General features: G+C 62.2%; 18 protein-coding genes. 15 read left to right on the top strand and 3 right to left on the bottom strand.

Annotation, left to right across the window (positions count from 1 at the left end):
* Window positions 1-252: 252 nt before the first annotated feature.
* A complete protein-coding gene (locus AXZ77_RS18435; RefSeq protein WP_098412259.1) occupies window positions 253-435 on the bottom strand; it encodes a hypothetical protein in 183 nt (60 codons plus the stop codon).
* 286 nt (window positions 436-721) lie between these two features.
* On the opposite strand from AXZ77_RS18435, the gene AXZ77_RS18440 reads away from it, so the two are divergent.
* The 4 genes from AXZ77_RS18440 (at window position 722) to AXZ77_RS18455 (ending at window position 4,139) form a co-directional block, all read left to right on the top strand.
* A complete protein-coding gene (locus tag AXZ77_RS18440; RefSeq protein WP_176536078.1) occupies window positions 722-1,978 on the top strand; it encodes a trans-acting enoyl reductase family protein in 1,257 nt (418 codons plus the stop codon).
* Entirely contained in the window at window positions 1,975-2,382 is a 408-nt protein-coding gene (locus tag AXZ77_RS19800) for an NAD(P)-binding protein (RefSeq protein WP_098412261.1), read from the top strand. Before AXZ77_RS18440 ends, AXZ77_RS19800 begins: the two co-directional genes overlap by 4 nt.
* A 44-nt stretch (window positions 2,383-2,426) precedes the next feature.
* Entirely contained in the window at window positions 2,427-3,527 is a 1,101-nt protein-coding gene (locus AXZ77_RS18450) for an NAD(P)/FAD-dependent oxidoreductase (RefSeq protein ID WP_098412262.1), read from the top strand.
* 90 nt (window positions 3,528-3,617) lie between these two features.
* A complete protein-coding gene (locus AXZ77_RS18455; protein ID WP_098412263.1) occupies window positions 3,618-4,139 on the top strand; it encodes a hypothetical protein in 522 nt (173 codons plus the stop codon).
* 634 nt (window positions 4,140-4,773) lie between these two features.
* On the opposite strand, the gene AXZ77_RS18460 is transcribed toward AXZ77_RS18455, so the two are convergent.
* Window positions 4,774-6,417, bottom strand: coding sequence for an NAD(P)/FAD-dependent oxidoreductase (locus tag AXZ77_RS18460; protein ID WP_098412264.1), 1,644 nt, complete (start codon window positions 6,415-6,417; stop codon window positions 4,774-4,776).
* A 452-nt stretch (window positions 6,418-6,869) separates the two neighbouring features.
* On the opposite strand from AXZ77_RS18460, the gene AXZ77_RS18465 reads away from it, so the two are divergent.
* Together AXZ77_RS18465 and AXZ77_RS19435 are read left to right on the top strand one after the other, a co-directional pair.
* Complete coding sequence (locus AXZ77_RS18465) at window positions 6,870-7,772, top strand: formylmethanofuran dehydrogenase subunit E family protein (RefSeq protein WP_218000498.1); 903 nt, start codon at window positions 6,870-6,872, stop codon at window positions 7,770-7,772.
* Window positions 7,773-7,913: 141 nt separating this feature from the next.
* Window positions 7,914-8,567, top strand: coding sequence for a hypothetical protein (locus AXZ77_RS19435; RefSeq protein WP_141536305.1), 654 nt, complete (start codon window positions 7,914-7,916; stop codon window positions 8,565-8,567).
* Between the two features lie 60 nt (window positions 8,568-8,627).
* Here the strand turns inward: AXZ77_RS19435 and AXZ77_RS18470 are convergent, their stop codons facing one another.
* Entirely contained in the window at window positions 8,628-9,530 is a 903-nt protein-coding gene (locus AXZ77_RS18470) for a LysR family transcriptional regulator (protein ID WP_255266546.1), read from the bottom strand.
* Window positions 9,531-9,627: 97 nt separating this feature from the next.
* Between AXZ77_RS18470 and AXZ77_RS18475 the strand changes: the two genes are divergently transcribed.
* The 9 genes from AXZ77_RS18475 (at window position 9,628) to AXZ77_RS18515 (ending at window position 18,014) form a co-directional block, all read left to right on the top strand.
* Window positions 9,628-10,182 carry a carboxymuconolactone decarboxylase family protein gene (locus AXZ77_RS18475; protein WP_098412266.1) on the top strand — a complete coding sequence of 185 codons (555 nt, stop codon included), beginning with the start codon at window positions 9,628-9,630 and terminating at the stop codon, window positions 10,180-10,182.
* 82 nt (window positions 10,183-10,264) lie between these two features.
* The gene (locus AXZ77_RS18480) at window positions 10,265-10,729 is read left to right on the top strand and encodes a nuclear transport factor 2 family protein (protein ID WP_098412267.1); all 465 of its coding nucleotides are present in this window, start codon (window positions 10,265-10,267) and stop codon (window positions 10,727-10,729) included.
* An 18-nt stretch (window positions 10,730-10,747) separates the two neighbouring features.
* The gene (locus tag AXZ77_RS18485) at window positions 10,748-11,632 is read left to right on the top strand and encodes a pyridoxamine 5'-phosphate oxidase family protein (RefSeq protein ID WP_098412268.1); all 885 of its coding nucleotides are present in this window, start codon (window positions 10,748-10,750) and stop codon (window positions 11,630-11,632) included.
* A 225-nt stretch (window positions 11,633-11,857) separates the two neighbouring features.
* Window positions 11,858-12,454, top strand: coding sequence for a nucleotidyltransferase family protein (locus tag AXZ77_RS18490; RefSeq protein WP_218000499.1), 597 nt, complete (start codon window positions 11,858-11,860; stop codon window positions 12,452-12,454).
* Between the two features lie 52 nt (window positions 12,455-12,506).
* Complete coding sequence (gene rlmF, locus AXZ77_RS18495; RefSeq protein ID WP_176536079.1) at window positions 12,507-13,412, top strand: 23S rRNA (adenine(1618)-N(6))-methyltransferase RlmF; 906 nt, start codon at window positions 12,507-12,509, stop codon at window positions 13,410-13,412.
* Window positions 13,413-13,663: 251 nt separating this feature from the next.
* The gene (locus tag AXZ77_RS18500; RefSeq protein WP_098412270.1) at window positions 13,664-14,734 is read left to right on the top strand and encodes a LacI family DNA-binding transcriptional regulator; all 1,071 of its coding nucleotides are present in this window, start codon (window positions 13,664-13,666) and stop codon (window positions 14,732-14,734) included.
* Window position 14,735: 1 nt separating this feature from the next.
* Window positions 14,736-15,998, top strand: a complete 1,263-nt coding sequence (locus AXZ77_RS18505) for an ABC transporter substrate-binding protein (RefSeq protein WP_098412271.1) — start codon at window positions 14,736-14,738, stop codon at window positions 15,996-15,998.
* A 68-nt stretch (window positions 15,999-16,066) separates the two neighbouring features.
* A complete protein-coding gene (locus AXZ77_RS18510) occupies window positions 16,067-17,134 on the top strand; it encodes a carbohydrate ABC transporter permease (RefSeq protein ID WP_078545702.1) in 1,068 nt (355 codons plus the stop codon).
* A gap of 1 nt (window position 17,135) precedes the next feature.
* Entirely contained in the window at window positions 17,136-18,014 is an 879-nt protein-coding gene (locus tag AXZ77_RS18515) for a carbohydrate ABC transporter permease (RefSeq protein WP_078519936.1), read from the top strand.
* Window position 18,015 lies beyond the last annotated feature (1 nt).

The following is an 18,015-nucleotide window of genomic DNA, read 5'->3' on the forward strand; positions in this document are numbered from 1 at the left end:
CGCGTTCTCGGAGTTGGCGCGAAAAATGATCTCGGAGTCGGAGCCGCCGAGTTTCCCAGTTTCAAAAAGTCTCCCAGTTTCAAAAAAATGCTAAGAACATGCGCTCGTTTCCGCGGTTTGAGCCGTGAGCGCGAGAGCGAAAGCTTTTCGACCTCTTCTCCCACTTTTTTGGCAAGTTTCAGGCCCAGTTTCGGTTCCTGAGCAACAGCTGGACTTCACCCAGAATGGGCCGTCTGCTTGGCGCGGAATCTGTCAGAGACTTGACCGGCGGTTGCTGATCGCGGCGCGACAAAGGGCGGAGAGCGGCCATTCGCTGCACAGACCGAGAAGGTCCGCGATGCGGTTACCTGCCTCTGGAAAGCGCGGCGAGGCCAAGGGTTCAACGTGGCCATAGCCGTCGATGGCCACCGCCTTCATGGTGTCGCGGCTTTCCATCCTGCGAGTGTCGCAGGTTTCTCGCCCAAAGCTGAGAGGATCTTGGCCGTGCCGTCGCCGTCCTTGATTTCCCTCAATGCGCCCGTCCGAGACGCGGCCCAGGCTTGACCATCAGCACCACACCATCGGAGGGCCCGGAACATGGAATGTCCGGAGCGACATCAGGCGGCCAGCGGGCACGAGGCGATGCCGGGCGGGACAAATACCGCCAGCGCATCGACGGACCGCGCATTGCACCGTGCACGCGACAGCGAAAGCGGTACGCCGCGATAGCGGCGGTCGGGCCATGGCGGACCGCGAATTCGACATCGTGCTCTGGGGCGCCACCGGCGCCACTGGACGCCGCGCGGCGGACCATCTGGCGCGGCGATGCGGGGAACGCGGCCTTAGGCTGGCCATCGGCGGGCGCAATCGCGAGAAGCTGGAGGTCACGCGCGACAGCTTGCCCGGCAAGGACGCCGTGAAGGCCATCCTTGTCGGAGACAGCCACGACGGCGCATTCCTGCAGACGATGGCCGCCCGGACGCGCGTGGTCGTGTCGACGGTCGGGCCCTTCGCGCTTCATGGAAGTGCGTTGGTGGCCGCCTGTGTCGGGACCGGCACGAATTATTGCGACCTGACGGCGGAGCCGCAGTGGATGCGGGCGATGATCGACCTGCACGAGGACCGCGCCCGAGAAACCGGTGCGCGCATCGTGCATTCCTGCGGGCACGACTCCGTCCCATCGGACCTTGGGGTGCAGTTCCTGCAAGCGGCCGCAATGACCCGGTTCGGCGCGCCCTGCCAGCATGTCGCGACCCGCGTGACGCGGATGAAGGGCGCCTTCAGCGGTGGCACCGCTGCGAGTTTCGTCAACGCCATGAAGCTGCGCGAAACCGACCCCGGCTTCGAAAAGCTGTCACTTGACCCCTATGCCCTCTGCCCCGAGGGTGCGCGCGACGGGCCCGACGGCCCGGACCGCATGATGCCGCTGGAAGTGACATGGGACGCGGAGCTTCGGGCCTGGACCAAGCCCTATTTCATGGGGCCGATGAACGCCAAGGTGGTCCGGCGCAGCAACGCGATCATGGGGTATCCCTACGGACATGACTTCAGCTACGAGGAGACGGCCCTTACACGGGGCGGTCTCAGTGGCTGGGCAGCCGCGATGCGCGACACCGTGTTCGGCCGGCTTTTCCTGAAGGCCATGGCGAGGCCTTTGTTGCGGGAATGGCTGCAACGGCACGTCCTGCCGAAGTCCGGCGAAGGCCCAAGCCGCGAAGTGCGCGAGACCGGGTCATACGAGATCGTGCTGGTGGGCAAGGCGCGTGACGGCGACGTTCTGTTGGCCCGTATCACCGGACAAGGCGACCCCGGCGTTCGCTCGACGACGCTGATGCTGACCGAGGCGGCCATTTGCCTTGTCGAAGATACCGAAGATCTGCCCGTCGGCGGCGGCGTCTGGACGCCGGCCTCGGCGATGGGGCCACGCCTGCGCGACCGCCTGTCCGAACACGCGGGCCTTACTTTCGAAATCGTCGATACCTGGAGGACATCAAGATGACCGATCGACACCAAAACGAGTGGGATGCCATCGTCGTGGGATCCGGCATGGGCGGGCTGACCGCTGCGGCCGCGCTGTCCAAGGTCGGACACAAGGTGCTTCTGCTGGAGCAATACGAGGTACTCGGCGGCCTGACCCACAGCTTCACGATCGATGGGTTTCAATGGGATGCGGGTATCCACTACCTCAACTGCGTCGCCCCAGAAGATCGCGAGCACCGCATTCTGGACTGGTTGTCGGACACGCCGATCGAGTTGGCCTCGATGGGGCGGTCTATGACAATCTGCACATCGGTGACACCGCCCCGCTGGCTCTGTCGCGCCCTTACGAAGCGCAGGCGCGCGATCTCAAGGACCGGTTTCCCGACGAGGCGGAAGCCATCGATGCATGGATCGCTGCGCTGAAAGAGGGCCGGGAGGTTGCTCGCAGGGTCACATCGACCCGTGCAATGCCCGAGATCGTCGGCCATGCATTGAAGTGGTGGCATGGCCACGCCATCGAACGCTGGTGTCGGCGGACGACGCAGGAGGTCATCGACGAGATCACCGACAACCCTGCTCTCGCAGCAGCCTTTGCCGCGCAGTGGTTCGACCACGGCGGACGGCCCAGCAAGGCCAGCTTCGCGTTGCATGCCCTGATCACGGCCTCCTATCTGGAAAGCGGCGCTTGGTATCCCAAAGGCGGTGGCGCGGCCTTTGCCGACCATATCCTGCCGACGATCACCAAGGCGGGCGGCGAGGCCAGAGCGGATACCAAGGTCGAAACGCTCCTGATGGAGGACGACCGCGTCGTCGGCGTGCGCACGGAACAGGGAGAGGAAATCCGCGCAGATGCGGTGATCTCGGATATCGGCGCGCGCGAGACCGTGAACCACCTGCTGCCCGCCCGGTGCGGACATCAGGACTGGATCGACGAGATCAATGCCCTGCCGCACTCGGTCGCCCATTTCAGTCTGTTCGTGGGCTTCGAGGGCAATATCCAGCGCGCCGGGGCGACGCGGTCGAACCACTGGATCTATCCAGGCGGAAAGGTCGATGTTGTCTGGACCGACGCTCCAGACACACCGCCGCCCGGCTTGTTCGTGTCTTTCGCCTCTTTGAAGGACCCCAGCCATGACCCCGGGCCGTCGCAGAGATACGCGGGCGAAATCGTCACCTGGGCCGACTGGTCGGTTGTCGAGAAATGGGCCGACATGCCGCCGGGCGCGCGTGGCGACGACTACCGCGCCTTCAAGGCCAGGGTCGAAGACGCAATGTTCACGCTGTTCGAGACCTATTTCCCGGAACTGGCCAAGCTCGTCGTGTTCCGCAATCTGTCGACACCGCTCACGACCCAGGCAATCACGGGGCACCACAAGGGCGCGTTCTATGGCATCGACACGACTCCGGACCGCTTGATGAGCGAAGCGCTGCAAACCCGAACGCCTGTCCCGGGTCTGATCCTTGCGGGTCAGGATGTTCTGTCGCCCGGAATCCCCGGTGCGCTTTGGGGCGGATTGCTGGCCGCGGCGACCGTCGATCCAATGCTGTTCCGGCATCTGCCCGGTTGAGCGGCGGTGGACCGGGACAAGCCACCCCAAGGCGCACCGACACGGGAGGCCCGACTCCGAAAAGGGATGACGGATCGAGAGACGCGCGGGATGCCGCGGATATTCTGGTTCCTTCTCTCTGCGATGCTGGCGGCCTGGCTTGGCATGAATATCTGGACCGCCCCGAGGATCGAGGCTTTGTCCGGCGGGCTGCGCCTGCCGGAAATGCGGTTGACCGGCTATTCCTTCGAGGACGCACGGGCCTTCCTCGCCGCGATCGGGGACGAGGGGCGGGCCTTTTATCTGGGCGTACAGCTTCGGCTGGACACGCTCTTCCCCCCGCTCTTGGCGGCGGTCCTGTTCCTGTGCTTCCGCGGGCTCTATCCCGGCCTTTCAGGGCTGATCATCGGAACGGCGTCCCTATCCTCGGTCATCGTCGACTATCTCGAAAACGCCGCACTGGCGGCGATGTTGCGCGCCGGTCCCGAAGCTCTGACACCCGAGATGGTGGCCACCGCCAACCAATGGACCACCGCAAAGTGGGGACTCGCGCTCGTCGGTCTCGCGACGCTGATCGTCGGCATCGGCCTTCGGATAGGCCGGCGATGGTTTGAGCGACGGGAAGGGCTGTGAGCGGGGGCTCTGCTACGCTCGTCGGACTCCACCTGCTGACCGGCGTGACAAGGCCAGATGGCCCGCGCGACTGTGCGCTGGCAAGCAGGTCAAAGTGACCGTGGCCAAAACGGACCTCCCTCATCGGAGTCTCTGCTCCGGTGTGTTCGAGCGCGGCGACCGCATGAAGCCCGAGATTGACGAGGAGCTGGTGAAGGAGCGCCATGCCAAGATCGGGTAGCTGGTGGTGGCCAACTCTATTTTGGAGCGAAAGCTTAAGCGCTGGGGCGGGAAGTAAGGCACGGCATGATCGAACCGGACCACTCTGAGCTGTCCATCGGGCAGGAGTGCAGGCTGGTGTAGATCGCGCGCAGAATGGACGCATGTCAAGCGCGTACACTCCGGCAAGCTGAGACACGCCCCTGCTCCTCATCGCGGCGCAACCCAATGTGCGCTCGTCTCTGGATTTCATTCACGACGAGTTAGCCGGAAGACTGCGATTTCGGGTGTTCGCGTCGTCGGCGCCGTCACCCACGAGTGCCTTGCTGAGATTCTCTGCAGCTCGACCTCGGGCGGTCCGACGACATTATTATGCCGAGAACAGGAAACCTGACCCAGACGCAGCATGACACTCCTGCCGCGCGCGCCGTTTGGATCAATCCGCCAGCCTGATCGGCCCGCGCTCGGGAAAGAGGTCGCCGGGACCGGGGTTTGCCTCGGGGCTGCGTCCGCCGAGATGCGTCATGATCCCCCACACCGCATTGAGCGACGTCTGCACCGCACCTTCGACCCAGGCGGGGGTCCAGCTCACACCGTCACCGGCGAGGAACACGCCCTTCTGGCTTGCCGCCATGCCTTGCTGCATGAAGTGGCCATAGATGCGGTGGTTGTAGCGATAGTGACCCGGCAGGGCGCCCTTGAAGGCCCCGAGGAAGTTTTCGTCCGCCTCCCAGCTCACGCAGATCGGCTGGCCGCGGATATGAGAGGCAATGTCGACGCCGGGGTAGATTTTGCCCAGCGCCTGCAGCGACAGCTCGACCCGGCGCTCCGCACTGAGCGGCAGCACCTTGAGCGCGTCGCTCATCCAGGCGTAGCTGAGACAGATCACGCCGGGCCGGTCGGGTCCGTTATCGAAGAAATAGGTGCCCCGCGTCAGCCGGTCGGTGAGCGTCATCGACATCAGCGGCTCGCCGGTTTCCGGGTCGATGTCGTTCCAGAACGGCCGGTCGGTCATGACGAAGGTTTTCGCGGCCTGCATGTAGCGGGTCCGGTCGAGCGCCATCCACATCTTCTGATCGAACAGATCCTCTTCGGTCTCGATCGCCGTCGTCAGCAGGTGCGTCTGGCAGGTCGCCAGGACCGCGGCATAGTCGTCCTCGTTGCCCCATTGGTCCCGAATCCGGATCATCTCGCCTTCGCGGCTCAGGGCGGTTGCGCGGCTGCGCGTCGCGCCGCCATGCAGGCTCGCGAGCGTCGTGCCCTCCGGCCAATGCGCGCAGGCAGGCGCCGCGTTCCAGAGGCGATGCAGGACAGTCTCTACCCCGCCCACGATGTAGCGCTGATCGTCGTCGAGCCCGAGCAGGTTTACCCGCAGGATCTCCAGCATCGAGTTCGGGAAATCCGAGTCCCAGCCGCCGGTTCCGAAGCCGACCTGACCGAAAATCTCCCGGTGCGAGAAATCGAGCTTCTGGAACGCGTCGGAATGGGCCACGAAATCGTAGAAGGTGCGCTCATCCCAGTCTTGGACGAGCGGATCCCAGATCGCCTTGATGGCCTCCACATCCTTGGCGCGCACCGCGGTTTGCAGATCGGGGAAAGCCGCCTGACAGCGCAGTGCCTCATCGTAGGCCTCTGCGATCTGATGGTATTGCTCGGGCAGGTCTTCGAGGCTGCGGGCGAAATGCCGTTGACCTTCAAGCTCGATGACGGTCGACCCGGCGGCGGGCGTCAGCGGGTTCGGAAAGGGTCGGCTCTCGCATCCGACAAGATCGACATAGTGGTAGAACCCGCGCGAGGAGACGGGGAAGCGCATCCCGCCAAGCTCCGCCACGACCCCATCCGTTCCTTCGAAGCTCTGCGAGCGCAACCGCCCGCCGAACTGAGAGGACTCGTAAACCACCGGCCGCAGCCCGAGCTTCATCAATTCGTAGGCTGCGATCACCCCGGCCGCTCCGGCGCCGATGATGGCGACTGGCGCGCCAAGCATGTCTTTGGGAATCGTGCCGAGACCCGCAGGGTGACTGATCCAGTCCTCGTAGGAAAAGGGAAAATCCGGTCCAAAGGCTGTCAATTGCTGCATGGCTGTCTCCTGCTCCGCCAGTCCGCACCGCGCCGCGATGGATGCGGTAGAGAAGACCTCTACGAGAATATCGGGGTCTGCAAGCGGGCATTCCGCTGGCGCTCTGGCGAGGACGTCTCGAGATTGAGCTGCAACATCCTGCGACAGGTCGCCCGCGATCAGCCTGGAGAGACAGGCATGCCATTGTGGATCACGACGTGGCTCGTTTGTGGTCCCTGGCACCTTTCGATCATCGGTTTCCTCCCCCACGGAAGGTCATGGGAACTCAGCAAACGGGTCATTGCGGCGACCGCGCGCCGTGGGGCTGTTCAGGTTGACCCTCGCGTCCGCACTTGACGTGCGTCAATTCTGCGCGCTCCCGAAAATGTTACCACTCATAGCCAATAGGAGCGGCAGATCACCCTGCCAGAGCCGAGCCCCGCGCCGCCCGGCGCTTTCCGGAGGACGAGAAAATGAAGTCGATTTCGCAGAAGTTGCAAATGACACTCTTCTTGTTGCTTTTCGCGACAGCTGGTTGGAGGGAAGCCGAGGCTGGCGACCCAACCTATCTCCAAGGAGAGAACATCTTCATTGAAACCGGTGTCGAAGCCCCGGATCGGGCTCCGACCTGGTATGCGCCGATGGCAGCTCAACCTTACGCTCCAGTTTTTGAAATGCTCGCCACGCGAGGAACGCAGGGGCGCTATTATCCCTATACGTATCCGGTGAGCCTGAAGGACATGATCCGCTTCCACGGCCACGATTGCGAGGGAACGATCCACGCAGCGGCAAGTGCGCGAGTGGCGTTCGATATCCTGTTCCCAGACGGCATAATCGATCGCAGCGTTCTCTGGGGGATTTCCGGCACGTCGCCCTGCTGGTCGGATGCGGTGGCATTCCTGACGGGCGCACGGATGCAATACGGCAACCTCGGTTTCTTCAACGACGCGCGTTACTCACATGCGATCATCCTCTACCGCGAAGACACGGAGGTTGCAGTTCTCGCCACATGGAAAAACGGCATCAACAACATTCCCGGGGAGCCGGTGATGCTGCCGGAGGCGATTGATTGGACGCCCGCTGTCGATCCCGAAATCGTAATGGCGTTGAAGGCCGACGTGAAGGCTGCCGGAGGAACCCCGCCCCCCTATCAGGTGGATCGTCTGCGCTTCCTGCAGTGGAAGCATGTGAACGATATTCTGTCCCGCCCTCTTGCAGACAGCTATCAAGCGCAAGTGTTGGAAGATTTCGAATGGGGGGAGTGGATCAACCCAGCGAAAGTGGTTGGCGAACCGCATGGCCGTAGTGACACGCGCCTCAAGAACTACCCCTTCCGAGCCAGCCCGATCTCGGGCCCGGACAGCGCGCCGAATTAAGCGAGCGGCGAGTGCCGCCGAGGTCAGGCCTATCTGTTGGGACGGTATCGAGGGGAGAGAGAGATACGCAGCAAACCGCCGGTCTGCATAATTGCGAGATTGAAGGCTCAAGAACAGCGACACTCACGCATGGAGGTATCTATGGGATTTCGAACCCTTCTGTTTTCGATAGCTGCAATGACGTGTCTGCTCGGCAACGAAGCGGCGGCCCAGCAAGTCAGACTTGAGACAAGGCTGGGGCTCTCCGTGGTGACCGTCGAAAAATGCGGCAAAGCGAAGGTCAATCCTATCAAGCAATTTGGTAGTTTTCGCAGATCAGAAAGTAACTGTCTTATCGCGGGCGAGGGTTGGGATATCGGTATTCAACTAACGGAAGGCATCGCGCCCATCACCTCGGTTCCCACATTCCGATCCCTGTCGATTGCTGAAATCGGCGGCCTCACAGATAGTCAGCTGCAGGAACTGCTTTCAAAGTGGCTCAAGTCGAATTTGAGCGAACGCCAAAGAACTGCAAATTGGTCTACTGCAAGGGCAAAGCTGCAAAATATCTTCAAAGGCTCTCTCAGTAGAGGGCCATACGTGTGCGCGCGGTACACACATGTATCAAAACATTCCAAATACGCGCTCAAGGCGGAAGCAATTGGAATGAGATGCGCCCGCCTGTCAAAGAGTGGCAAAGCTATCGAAGAAGTCGCGATACAAGCGACGGCATTTGTTTCGACCACATCTACCCCACCCAAGATTTTCCAAAGAACGGCAGAAGAAGCGATTAAATCGATGCGGTACAAAAGATAAAACGCTTCCGTTTTCTGGAAGACAGAAGCGACAGCGTGGCGGCAGCTTATCCAGAGAGAGTCAGGCCATGCTGGCGACAATCCTCGGTGCTGCAAAATCGAGGAAGGCGCGGAGCTTCTGGGGGATCAAGACGCGCGGCTCATAGAGAAGGTGGACCGGCCAGGGGGGCGGTTCGAACGCCTGCAAAAGCGGCACGAGCCTCCCAGCCTTGATCGCCGCAGCGGCTTGGTAAGACAGAACGCGTGTGAACCCCAGCCCGTCGATGGCGGCATCGATCGCCGCTTCGGCCGTATTGACGATCAGGCGCGAGCGCATCGGCATCACTTTCTGCGGCCGCTCGGATCCGAACTGCCAGTTCGACGGCGACATGAGACTTTCGAAGGTAATGGCATCCAGCTTCGCCAGATCTTCAGGCTTCTCGGGCGTTTGGTGTTTCTCGAGATAGGAGGGGCTGGCGCAGACGATACGGCGCACCTCGCCGGTTTTGCGCGCAATGAACACACTGTCCGATAGCGGGCCGATGCGCACCGCCAGATCGAGATGTTCCTCGTGCAGATTGACCGGACGGTCCGTCAGTTCCATCCGTATGTCTACATCTGGGAAGGCTCTCAGGAAGGCGCTCACCGCGGGCAGGACGTGCATCCGGCCAAAGACGATGGGGGCGGTCATCGTCAGCGTTCCCCGCGGCGCAGCAAATTCACCGCGGGCGTTGCGCTCTGCTTCCGCCACCTCTTCGAGGATCCTGCGGCAGGCGAGGAGATAGGTCTGGCCGGTATCCGTCAGCTTCAGCCCCCGGGGAGACCGCAGCAACAGCTCGACCCCGAGCTTATCCTCCAGTTCGGAAATCCGGCGGCTGACCGTGGCGATCGGCATCCCCAGCGCACGGGCGCCAGCGGTCAGGCTGCCTTCGTCCACGACGCGCACGAAAAGGGACATGGTCTCTAGGCGGTCGGTCATACTCATTCCAATTTTTGAGAGGATGCATCTCGAATATACAATCTACTCCCGATTTATAGAAAGCCCTAACTCTGCCTCACACAGCAAGCAGAGGAGCTTTCACATGTCCCGCATCACCTACCCCGCCACTGTCGAGAGCGCGCCCGCGGCGTCGCAACCGCTGTTGCACGCCGTCGAGAAGCAGCTGGGCACCGTCCCCAACCTGTTTCGTCTCGCCAGCGTCAGCCCGGCCGCGCTCGAAGGGTATCTCGGTCTGTCCGGCGCCTTGGGCAAAGGCCGCCTGCCGGCGGCGACCCGCGAACGCGTCGCCCTGGCCGTGGCGCAATCGAACGGCTGCAACTACTGCCTTTCGGCCCACACCTATCTCGGCAAGAACCTCGCCAAGCTCGACGACGCCGAGATCGCGGCAAACCGGGGCGGGCGTTCGAACGACGCCAAGGCCGACGCCGCCGTGCGGTTCGCGGTCAAGGTCGTCGCGGCGCGCGGTCGCGTCGCGGGCGAAGATCTTCGTGATATTCGCGATGCCGGCTACGACGACGGCCAGATCATCGAGATCGTGCAGCACGTCGCCCTGAATGTCTGGACCAACTACCTCAACGAACTCGCCCAGACCGAGATCGACTTCCCCATGGTCGATGCCGGCACTCTCGCCGCATGACCCCGGAGCGGCGGCCGGGCCTTGTCCCCCTTTCCCGGCCGTCCGCCTCCGATCCCTGCCCCCGACCGCAAAGGACGCACCGATGATCCGCCCCCCGCTTCCCCCGTTCACCGAAGACAGCGCTCATGAAAAGGTCCGCCTGGCCGAGGACGGCTGGAATTCTCGCGATCCGGCCAAGGTGGCGCTGGCCTATACGCCCGACAGCCGCTGGCGCAACCGCGTCGAATTCCCGGTGGGCCGCGCCGATATCGAGGCCTTCCTGACCCGCAAATGGGCCCGCGAGCTGGAGTATCGGCTGGTCAAGGAGCTCTGGGCCTTTGCGGGCAACCGGATCGCCGTGCGCTACGCCTATGAATACCATGACGACAGCGGGCAATGGTTCCGGGCCTATGGAAACGAGAACTGGGAGTTCGCCGAGGACGGTTTGATGGCGCACCGTCACGCGAGCATCAACGAACACCCGATCCGCGCCGAGGAGCGCAGGCTTCGTTGGCCACTGGGCCGTCGACCTGACGATCACCCGGGCCTGTCCGATCTTGGTCTCTGAGCCATGACGGACAATCCCATGACCCGGTTCGACCAGATCTTCCACGCCGGTGAACGCGCGGTGCAGGATCGCGTCGGTGTTCCGGCAAACTGGCGTCAACGCGCCGCCCGCGCTATCCGGGCAGAGATGTCCGCGCAGCAGCAGGCCTTCTTCGAAAGCCTGCCGGTGCTGTTTGTCGGCCTGCGGGATATGCAGGGCCGCCCCTGGGCCACGGTCTGCCCGCTCCCGACGGGCGCGCAGGCAACGCGCACCCGGCTGACGGCCCGCACTCGCCCGGTGCTTTCCCAATCGCTCGGCCTGGATCTGCGGCCGGGCAGCAAGGCGGCGGTTCTTGGGCTGGACTTCGCGACCCGGCTGCGTAACCGCGTGAATGGCGCGGTAACTGCCGCGGCAGAGGAAGGTCTGTCGATCGCCGTCGAACAGAGTTACAGCAACTGTCCGAAATATATCCGGACGCGCGAAATCCGCCCGCCCCCCGCGCCGTTCCCGCCCGCCGACGGCCGGCGCATTGCAATCGACGACGCAGCAGCGCAGCGACTCCTCTCTTCGGCGGACACGTTCTTCATCGCGACCTATGCGGAAGGTGGCGCAGATATCTCCCACCGCGGCGGGTTGCCTGGCGTCCTTCGCCAGAATGCGGACGGCTCGCTTTCCTTTCCGGATTATGCCGGCAATCGATACTTCAACACGCTTGGGAACATTGAGGTTTGCGACCGCGCCGGATTGTTCATTCCTGATTTCGCCACGGGCGAAGCGATCTTGCTGACCGGCAGGGCCAGAATCGACTGGTCCTCCGCACGGGCTGCTGAGTTCGAGTGGGCTGAGCGCGTTGTGGAAATATACGCCGAGGATGTCTGGTATGTCCGCCATGCGTTGCCTCGCGGCACCCCCGCAAAGGAATGAAGAGCGCAGGGGCCTAGCCCCCGCTGCCCCGCCGCGCGATTACCGCGGGTGCGGAAAAACGATACGTGACGTATCTTGTTTTCGGCTGCTGTCAGAGGTCTCGCGCCCCAGTGTTGCGAGTCCGCTTCGAGCCCACTACGGACATCGCATCCTGTTGCGAAGGTTGGAGCGTCATCAATCTTCGCCTAACTTGGCTGAGTGGGCCGGAATACCGCGAGGGCATCAGTGCTTCAGTCCGACGACATCGCTTCTCTCCTGCGCGAGAACCGGCAGCGATGGGAGCTTCTTGAGTTGGTTGAAGCACTCAATCTGCGTCAGGGAAGCATCGGTGCGGGCTTTGTCCGAAACTTCGTGTGGGACGCCCTTCACGGTCGGGCTTCGGATTGCAAAGATGAGGACATAGACGTTCTCTACTTCGACGATAAAGACCTCGATCCAGCGTCGGACGAAGCTTTTGAGCATTGGCTTCAGCAAGCAGCGCCGGGGTATCAATGGTCGGTGAAAAACCAGGCGAGAATGCACCTTCGAAACGGAGATTCACCGTATTGCTCAGTGGCAGATGCAATGCGCTACTGGCCAGAAACGGCAACGGCAGTCGCGGCCCAAAGGTCAGGGTCAGATTGTCGGATCCTTGCCCCCTTCACGCTCAACGACCTCTGTTCAATGATTTTGCGCCCAGCATCGAGCTTGCCACATAAACGCGAAGCCTTCCGGAGCAGAGTTCAGAGCAAAGGTTGGCTGGAGCGATGGCCACTGGTGCGGGTAGTAGAGATGTCCGCACCGGGGCGTTCAGCCATTCCTCAAGCCGCCATGAAGTTCTAAGATCGGACCTGTCGGACGAGCGGTCTCCGCCAAAATGCACGAAGGTTTTTCCATGGCCATCAAACCCATGCTGCACCCGCGCAATCAACACCGGGAGGGGTATGACTTCGAACGTCTGATCTTGCAGTCACCAGAGCTGGAAGCATTCACGATAAGAAATCCGCGCGGTCGGATGTCGATCGATTTTTCGGACGTGGACGCGGTCCGGATGCTCAACCGGGCGCTCTTGCTGACGTATTACGACATCGATTTCTGGGATATTCCCACCGCTTACCTCTGCCCCCCGATCCCCGGACGCGTCGATTACATCCACTATCTTGCGGATCTGCTGGCCGAGAGTAACGGCCATGAGATTCCGCGTGGGCCCGACATTCAGGTGTTGGACATCGGGACCGGCGCCAGCCTCGTGTACCCTCTGACGGGGCAGCGCGAATATGGCTGGAGCTTCACCGGTGTCGATATCGATCCGGTCTCGATCGAATCCGCGCAGCAGATTTGTCAGCGCAACGGGTTGAACATCGGGCTCAGACGCCAGACCAACCCCGAGGATATCTTCGAAGGCGTGATCGGGCCTCGTGATCTCTTTCACCTCACCATGTGCAATCCGCCGTTTCATGCGTCTCGCGAACAGGCGAACAAAGGCACCCAGCGCAAGTGGCGGAACTTGGGCAAAGGCCACTCTAAGAAACTCAATTTCGGAGGCCAGAACGCCGAACTTTGGTGCCCCGGTGGCGAGATCGGCTTCATCGCCAGAATGATCGAGCAGAGCATGGACTTCGCCGATCAATGCCTGTGGTTCACCTCTCTGGTGTCCAAGAAGGACAATCTGCAGCCACTCTCCAGACTGCTCAGGAAAGCGCGGGTTGCCGAATTCAAGGTCGTCGAAATGGGACAAGGGCAGAAGACGAGCCGGTTCATTGCCTGGACGTATTATCCCGAAGCGCAGCGGTCCCTATAGGCGGATCGGGGTCGTCGACAGGGCTTAGGGCTAACGCCTTTCCCCGATGCTCGCTGGCTTGTGCACGCCGCCGTGCGGCGCGAAACAAGCGTCCGGTGGTCGCTGAGGGCCGACTGTTCCAAGTGCAGGTTAGCGCGGCGAGCTTACAATCGGCGCTGCTCAACACAATTTGACATCGATGACATTTCTGATTATGACATCGATGTCTTTTGGGAGTCGCGGAGTTTGTTTCCGCGTTGGAGGGGGCCGTCGTGTCGACGATTTACGATGTAGCAAAGCTGGCCGGCGTTTCGCCGAAAACGGTCTCGCGCGTCGTGAACGGGGATGCGCCGGTCGGCAAAAAGACCCGCGAGAAGGTGGAAACCGCCATTCGCGAGTTGAAATATGTCCCCTCGAGCGCGGCACGCATGATGCGCTCGAACCGGTCGGGGCTGATCGGCGTCGTGACGGGGGCGATTTCGCGCACGGCCGAGCTGTCCGACCCCAAGGGCCTGCCCGATCTGTTCATCCTTCAGGGCATTCAGCAGGTCGTCGCCGAGCGCGATCTGACCTTGATGATCGCGGATACGGCCGGACAGATCGACAAGGTTCCCGCACTCCTGCGCACGTTTCAGGAGCATCGGGTCGAGGGGCTGATCTATGTCGCCGACTATCACAAGCGGGTGGCCTTCGAGACCGCGACACCGGCGTGCCCGCTGGTACTCGCAAACTGCTATGACGCCCATGGCACCCCGGCGATCGTGCCCGATGACAAGGCGTGTGAGAAACGGCTCGTCGAGCGTCTGACCGCGCATGGCCACAGGCGCATTGCCTATCTGACATTCGATCCCGCGATGGATGCGGTGCCGCTTCGCATCGAGGGGTATCGCGAAGCGCTTGAGGCCGCGGGGATCGCCTACGACCCCGCGCTCGTATCGACAGGCTACCCGATCAATACCGAATTTCTGCACCAGTGGCTCGACGAGGCGCTCGACCGGATCCTCGCCCTGCCGGAACCGCCAACCGTGATCTGCTGCGGCAATGACGAGATGGCGATGCAGCTTTACGGATTGCTGCGCACCCGCGGCATCCGTGTCCCGGAGGATATCTCCATCGCCGGTTTCGATAATTACCGCGCGATCGCAGAGACCCTCTACCCGCCGCTGAGCACGGTCGAACTGCCCTATGCCGAGATGGGCAGGCAGGCGGCCGAGCTTTTGCTTTCCATGATCTCGGAGGAGGCATCCCGTCCGCACGACCCCGTGCGGGTGGCGGGACGCGTATTCTGGCGCTCTTCCGTGACCGATCTCGAACTCGAAAGCCAGACATCCAAGGGAGGATGACATGAAACTATGGAATGTGACGGCCGGGGCGGTCATTGCCGCCACCGGGTTCTGCAATGCTGCCTTCGCGACCACCGATCTGACGATGTGGTATCACGGCGCAGGCAACAAGGTGGAAGGCAAGATCGTCAACCAGATCATCGACGACTTCAACAAGAGCCAGTCGGATTACAAGGTCGCGCTGCAGAGCTTCCCGCAAAACAGCTACAATGACTCGGTGACGGCAGCAGCCCTCGCGGGCAACCTGCCCGACATTCTCGACATGGACGGGCCGATCATGCCGAACTGGGCCTGGTCGGGCTATCTGCAGCCGCTGCCGATCCCGGAAGATCACTTCAAGGATTTCCTGCCCGGCACCAAGGGTGTCTATGACGGCAAGCTCTACTCGATCGGGCTTTGGGACGCGGCGGTCGCGCTCTATGCGCGCAAGTCCACGATGAAAGAGCTGGGGCTGCGCACGCCCACGCTCGACAAGCCCTGGACCAAAGACGAGTTCATGAGCGCGCTCGAGGCTGCGAAGAAGAGCGGCAAGTTCGACTACGCGATCGATCTGGGCATGTCGGACAAGGGCGAGTGGTATCCCTATGCGTTCCTGCCCTTCCTGCAGAGCTTCGGCGGCGGGCTGGTCAACCGCAAGACCTATGACACCGCAGAGGGTGTGCTCAACGGCGATGCCGCGATCGCCTGGGGCAACTGGTGGCAGTCGCTGTTTACCGACAAGCTGGCGCCCGGCACCAGCCAGGACCCGGCAGCCCATGAAACCGGCTTCATCGACGGCAAATACGCCTTCTCGTGGAACGGCAACTGGAATGCGGTCAAGACGATGGACAAGGTCGACGATGTCGAGTTCCTGCCCGCGCCGGACTTCGGCAACGGCTCCAAGATCGGCGGCGCGTCCTGGCAGTTCGGCATCTCGGCCAGCTCCAAGGCTCCCGAAGGTGCGGCGGAGTTCATCAAGTTCGCGACGCAGGACAAGTATCTGGCGGAGTTCTCGGATGCGCTCGGCCTGATCCCGGCGACCAAGTCGGCCGCGCAGATGACGAAGAACTACAAGACGGGCGGTCCGCTCGCAGTGTTCTACGGCCTGTCCGAGGCGCAAGCCGAGAAACGTCCGGTGACGCCCGGCTACGTCGTCGACTCCAAGGTGTTCCAGAAGGCCGCCGCGGATATCGCGGACGGGGCTGACGTGATCGACACGCTCGATTCCGCCACCGACCAGATCAACGCCGATATCAAGCGCAACGACGGCTACAAGAAGAACTGAGCCGCTGTGCCGCGGGGGCGCGCGATTGCCGCGCCCCCACCTCCAACTTCAGACCGGGAGACCGCGCCATGCGCTCGTCACTGACTTCCGCCAATCGGGCGGGATGGGCCTTTGCCCTGCCGGGCATCGTGCTGATCCTCGCCTTCATCATCACGCCTTTCTTTCTGGGCGTCGGCTTTTCGCTGACCAACCAGCGGCTGATTTCGCCCAATGCCACGCGTTTCGTAGGCCTTGAGAACTACCGGGAAATGCTCAACATCGCGGTGGTCGACCTTCAGGCCAAGACCGATAGCGCGGGCAAGACCGTCACCGATGCCGACGGGCAGGCCGAATTTCCCCGCCTGCGCTCCATCACGCGCAATCCCGACACGCCGCAATATCACGGCATGCAGGAATGGTTCCGCTGGGTCTCGGGCGACACGGCGCATGTGGTAATCGCAAGCGACGTCGTGTTCTGGAAAGCGCTGCTCAACACCTGCATCTTCGTGCTGATGGTCGCACCGATCCAAGCCGCGATCGCGCTGGGCCTCGCACTGCTGATCAACCAGAAACTGCGCGGGATCACGATCTTCCGCACCATCTATTTCATGCCCGTGGTCGTCTCGATCGTCGTCGTCTCGCTGCTCTGGCGTTTCATCTATTCGGGACAGAACGGGCTCTTGAACAACATGCTGTCCTTCCTGAGCTTCGGGCATTTCCAACCCGTCGACTGGCTGGGCAACCCACATACCGCGCTTGGCGCGATCATCACGATGTCGATCTGGCAGGCGGTGGGCTTCCACATGGTGATCTGGCTCTCCGGGCTGCAGACGATCCCGCCCACGCTTTACGAGGCCGCAGCGATCGAAGGCTCCTCGAAATGGCAGACCTTCCGCTATGTCACCTGGCCGGGGCTGCGCCACACCGCGGTGTTGGTGCTGATCGTGATCACCATGCAGGCCTTCGCGATCTTCGCCCAGATCGACGTCATGACGAAGGGCGGTCCGCTCGACTCGACCCAGACGCTGGTCTTCCAGGCCGTGCAACGCGGCTACGGGATGCAGAACATCGCGGGTGGCTCGGCGATCTCGGTGATCCTGTTCCTGATCGTTCTGGTGATTTCGATGATCCAACGCTGGCTGACGAGGGAGCGCTGAAATGAGTGTCATTGGTTCCGATAACCGCAATCTGCGGCTGGGTGTGCGCTATCTCGTGCTGATCCTGATCGCGCTGATCTTCGTCCTGCCGCTGCTGTTCATGGTGATGTCCAGCTTCAAGCCCAGCGACGAGCTGCTGCGCGACACGTCGAGCCTGCGCGCCTTCCTGCCGGTGGGCCAGCTCAGCCTCGACAATTACACCGGCGCCTTCGAGCGCGCCCCGGTCGGGCTCTTCGTATTCAACTCGATCTTCGTGACCGGCACGACGGTGCTGCTGTCGCTGGTGATCTGTTCGCTCGCAGGGTTCTCCTTCGTCTTCCTGCAATGGCGCGGGCGCGACGTGATGCTCTCGATCATTCTCGCGACCTTCATCGTGCCGTTCGAGACCATCGCGATCCCGCTTCTGCTGGAAGTGTCGAAACTGCCCTGGCTGGGGCTGGACGGGCTCAGCTGGGGCTGGCTCGACAGCTACCGCGTGCAGATCATCCCGTGGATCGCGGACGGGCTGACGATCTTCCTCTTCGTGCAGTATTTCAAAGGCCTGCCCGGAGAGCTGATCGAAGCGGCCCGCGTCGAGGGCGCAAGCTGGTTCCAGATCTATCGCCGCGTGGTGATCCCGCTCTCGGGGCCCGTCATCGCGACCGCCGCGATCCTGAAATTCCTGATCATGTACAACCAGTATCTCTGGCCGCTGATCGTGGTCCAGCAAGAGCAGTATCGCCCGGTGATGGTCGGCCTGCAGTATTTCTTCCAACTCAACCCCGCATGGGGGGAGATCATGGCTTACCTGACGCTGATCACGGTGCCGGTTCTCGCCTTCTATCTCGTGCTTCAAAAGGCGTTCATCGCCTCCATCGCCTCCACCGGCGTGAAAGGATAAT

Source organism: Thioclava sp. ES.031, assembly GCF_002563775.1.
Classification (GTDB): Bacteria; Pseudomonadota; Alphaproteobacteria; order Rhodobacterales; family Rhodobacteraceae; genus Thioclava.

What these genes read in the sequence shown, in the direction of transcription:
- AXZ77_RS18505 (WP_098412271.1), top strand. Translation starts at nt 14,736, where the DNA reads ATGAAACTATGGAATGTGACGGCCGGGGCGGTCATTGCCGCCACCGGG.
- AXZ77_RS18470 (WP_255266546.1), bottom strand. Translation starts at nt 9,530, where the DNA reads ATGAGTATGACCGACCGCCTAGAGACCATGTCCCTTTTCGTGCGCGTC.
- AXZ77_RS18515 (WP_078519936.1), top strand. Translation starts at nt 17,136, where the DNA reads ATGAGTGTCATTGGTTCCGATAACCGCAATCTGCGGCTGGGTGTGCGC.
- AXZ77_RS18435 (WP_098412259.1), bottom strand. Translation starts at nt 435, where the DNA reads ATGGAAAGCCGCGACACCATGAAGGCGGTGGCCATCGACGGCTATGGC.
- AXZ77_RS18455 (WP_098412263.1), top strand. Translation starts at nt 3,618, where the DNA reads ATGCCGCGGATATTCTGGTTCCTTCTCTCTGCGATGCTGGCGGCCTGG.
- AXZ77_RS18485 (WP_098412268.1), top strand. Translation starts at nt 10,748, where the DNA reads ATGACCCGGTTCGACCAGATCTTCCACGCCGGTGAACGCGCGGTGCAG.
- AXZ77_RS18510 (WP_078545702.1), top strand. Translation starts at nt 16,067, where the DNA reads ATGCGCTCGTCACTGACTTCCGCCAATCGGGCGGGATGGGCCTTTGCC.
- AXZ77_RS18465 (WP_218000498.1), top strand. Translation starts at nt 6,870, where the DNA reads ATGAAGTCGATTTCGCAGAAGTTGCAAATGACACTCTTCTTGTTGCTT.
- AXZ77_RS18480 (WP_098412267.1), top strand. Translation starts at nt 10,265, where the DNA reads ATGATCCGCCCCCCGCTTCCCCCGTTCACCGAAGACAGCGCTCATGAA.
- AXZ77_RS18475 (WP_098412266.1), top strand. Translation starts at nt 9,628, where the DNA reads ATGTCCCGCATCACCTACCCCGCCACTGTCGAGAGCGCGCCCGCGGCG.
- rlmF (WP_176536079.1), top strand. Translation starts at nt 12,507, where the DNA reads ATGGCCATCAAACCCATGCTGCACCCGCGCAATCAACACCGGGAGGGG.
- AXZ77_RS19800 (WP_098412261.1), top strand. Translation starts at nt 1,975, where the DNA reads ATGACCGATCGACACCAAAACGAGTGGGATGCCATCGTCGTGGGATCC.
- AXZ77_RS18440 (WP_176536078.1), top strand. Translation starts at nt 722, where the DNA reads ATGGCGGACCGCGAATTCGACATCGTGCTCTGGGGCGCCACCGGCGCC.
- AXZ77_RS18450 (WP_098412262.1), top strand. Translation starts at nt 2,427, where the DNA reads ATGCCCGAGATCGTCGGCCATGCATTGAAGTGGTGGCATGGCCACGCC.
- AXZ77_RS18460 (WP_098412264.1), bottom strand. Translation starts at nt 6,417, where the DNA reads ATGCAGCAATTGACAGCCTTTGGACCGGATTTTCCCTTTTCCTACGAG.
- AXZ77_RS19435 (WP_141536305.1), top strand. Translation starts at nt 7,914, where the DNA reads ATGGGATTTCGAACCCTTCTGTTTTCGATAGCTGCAATGACGTGTCTG.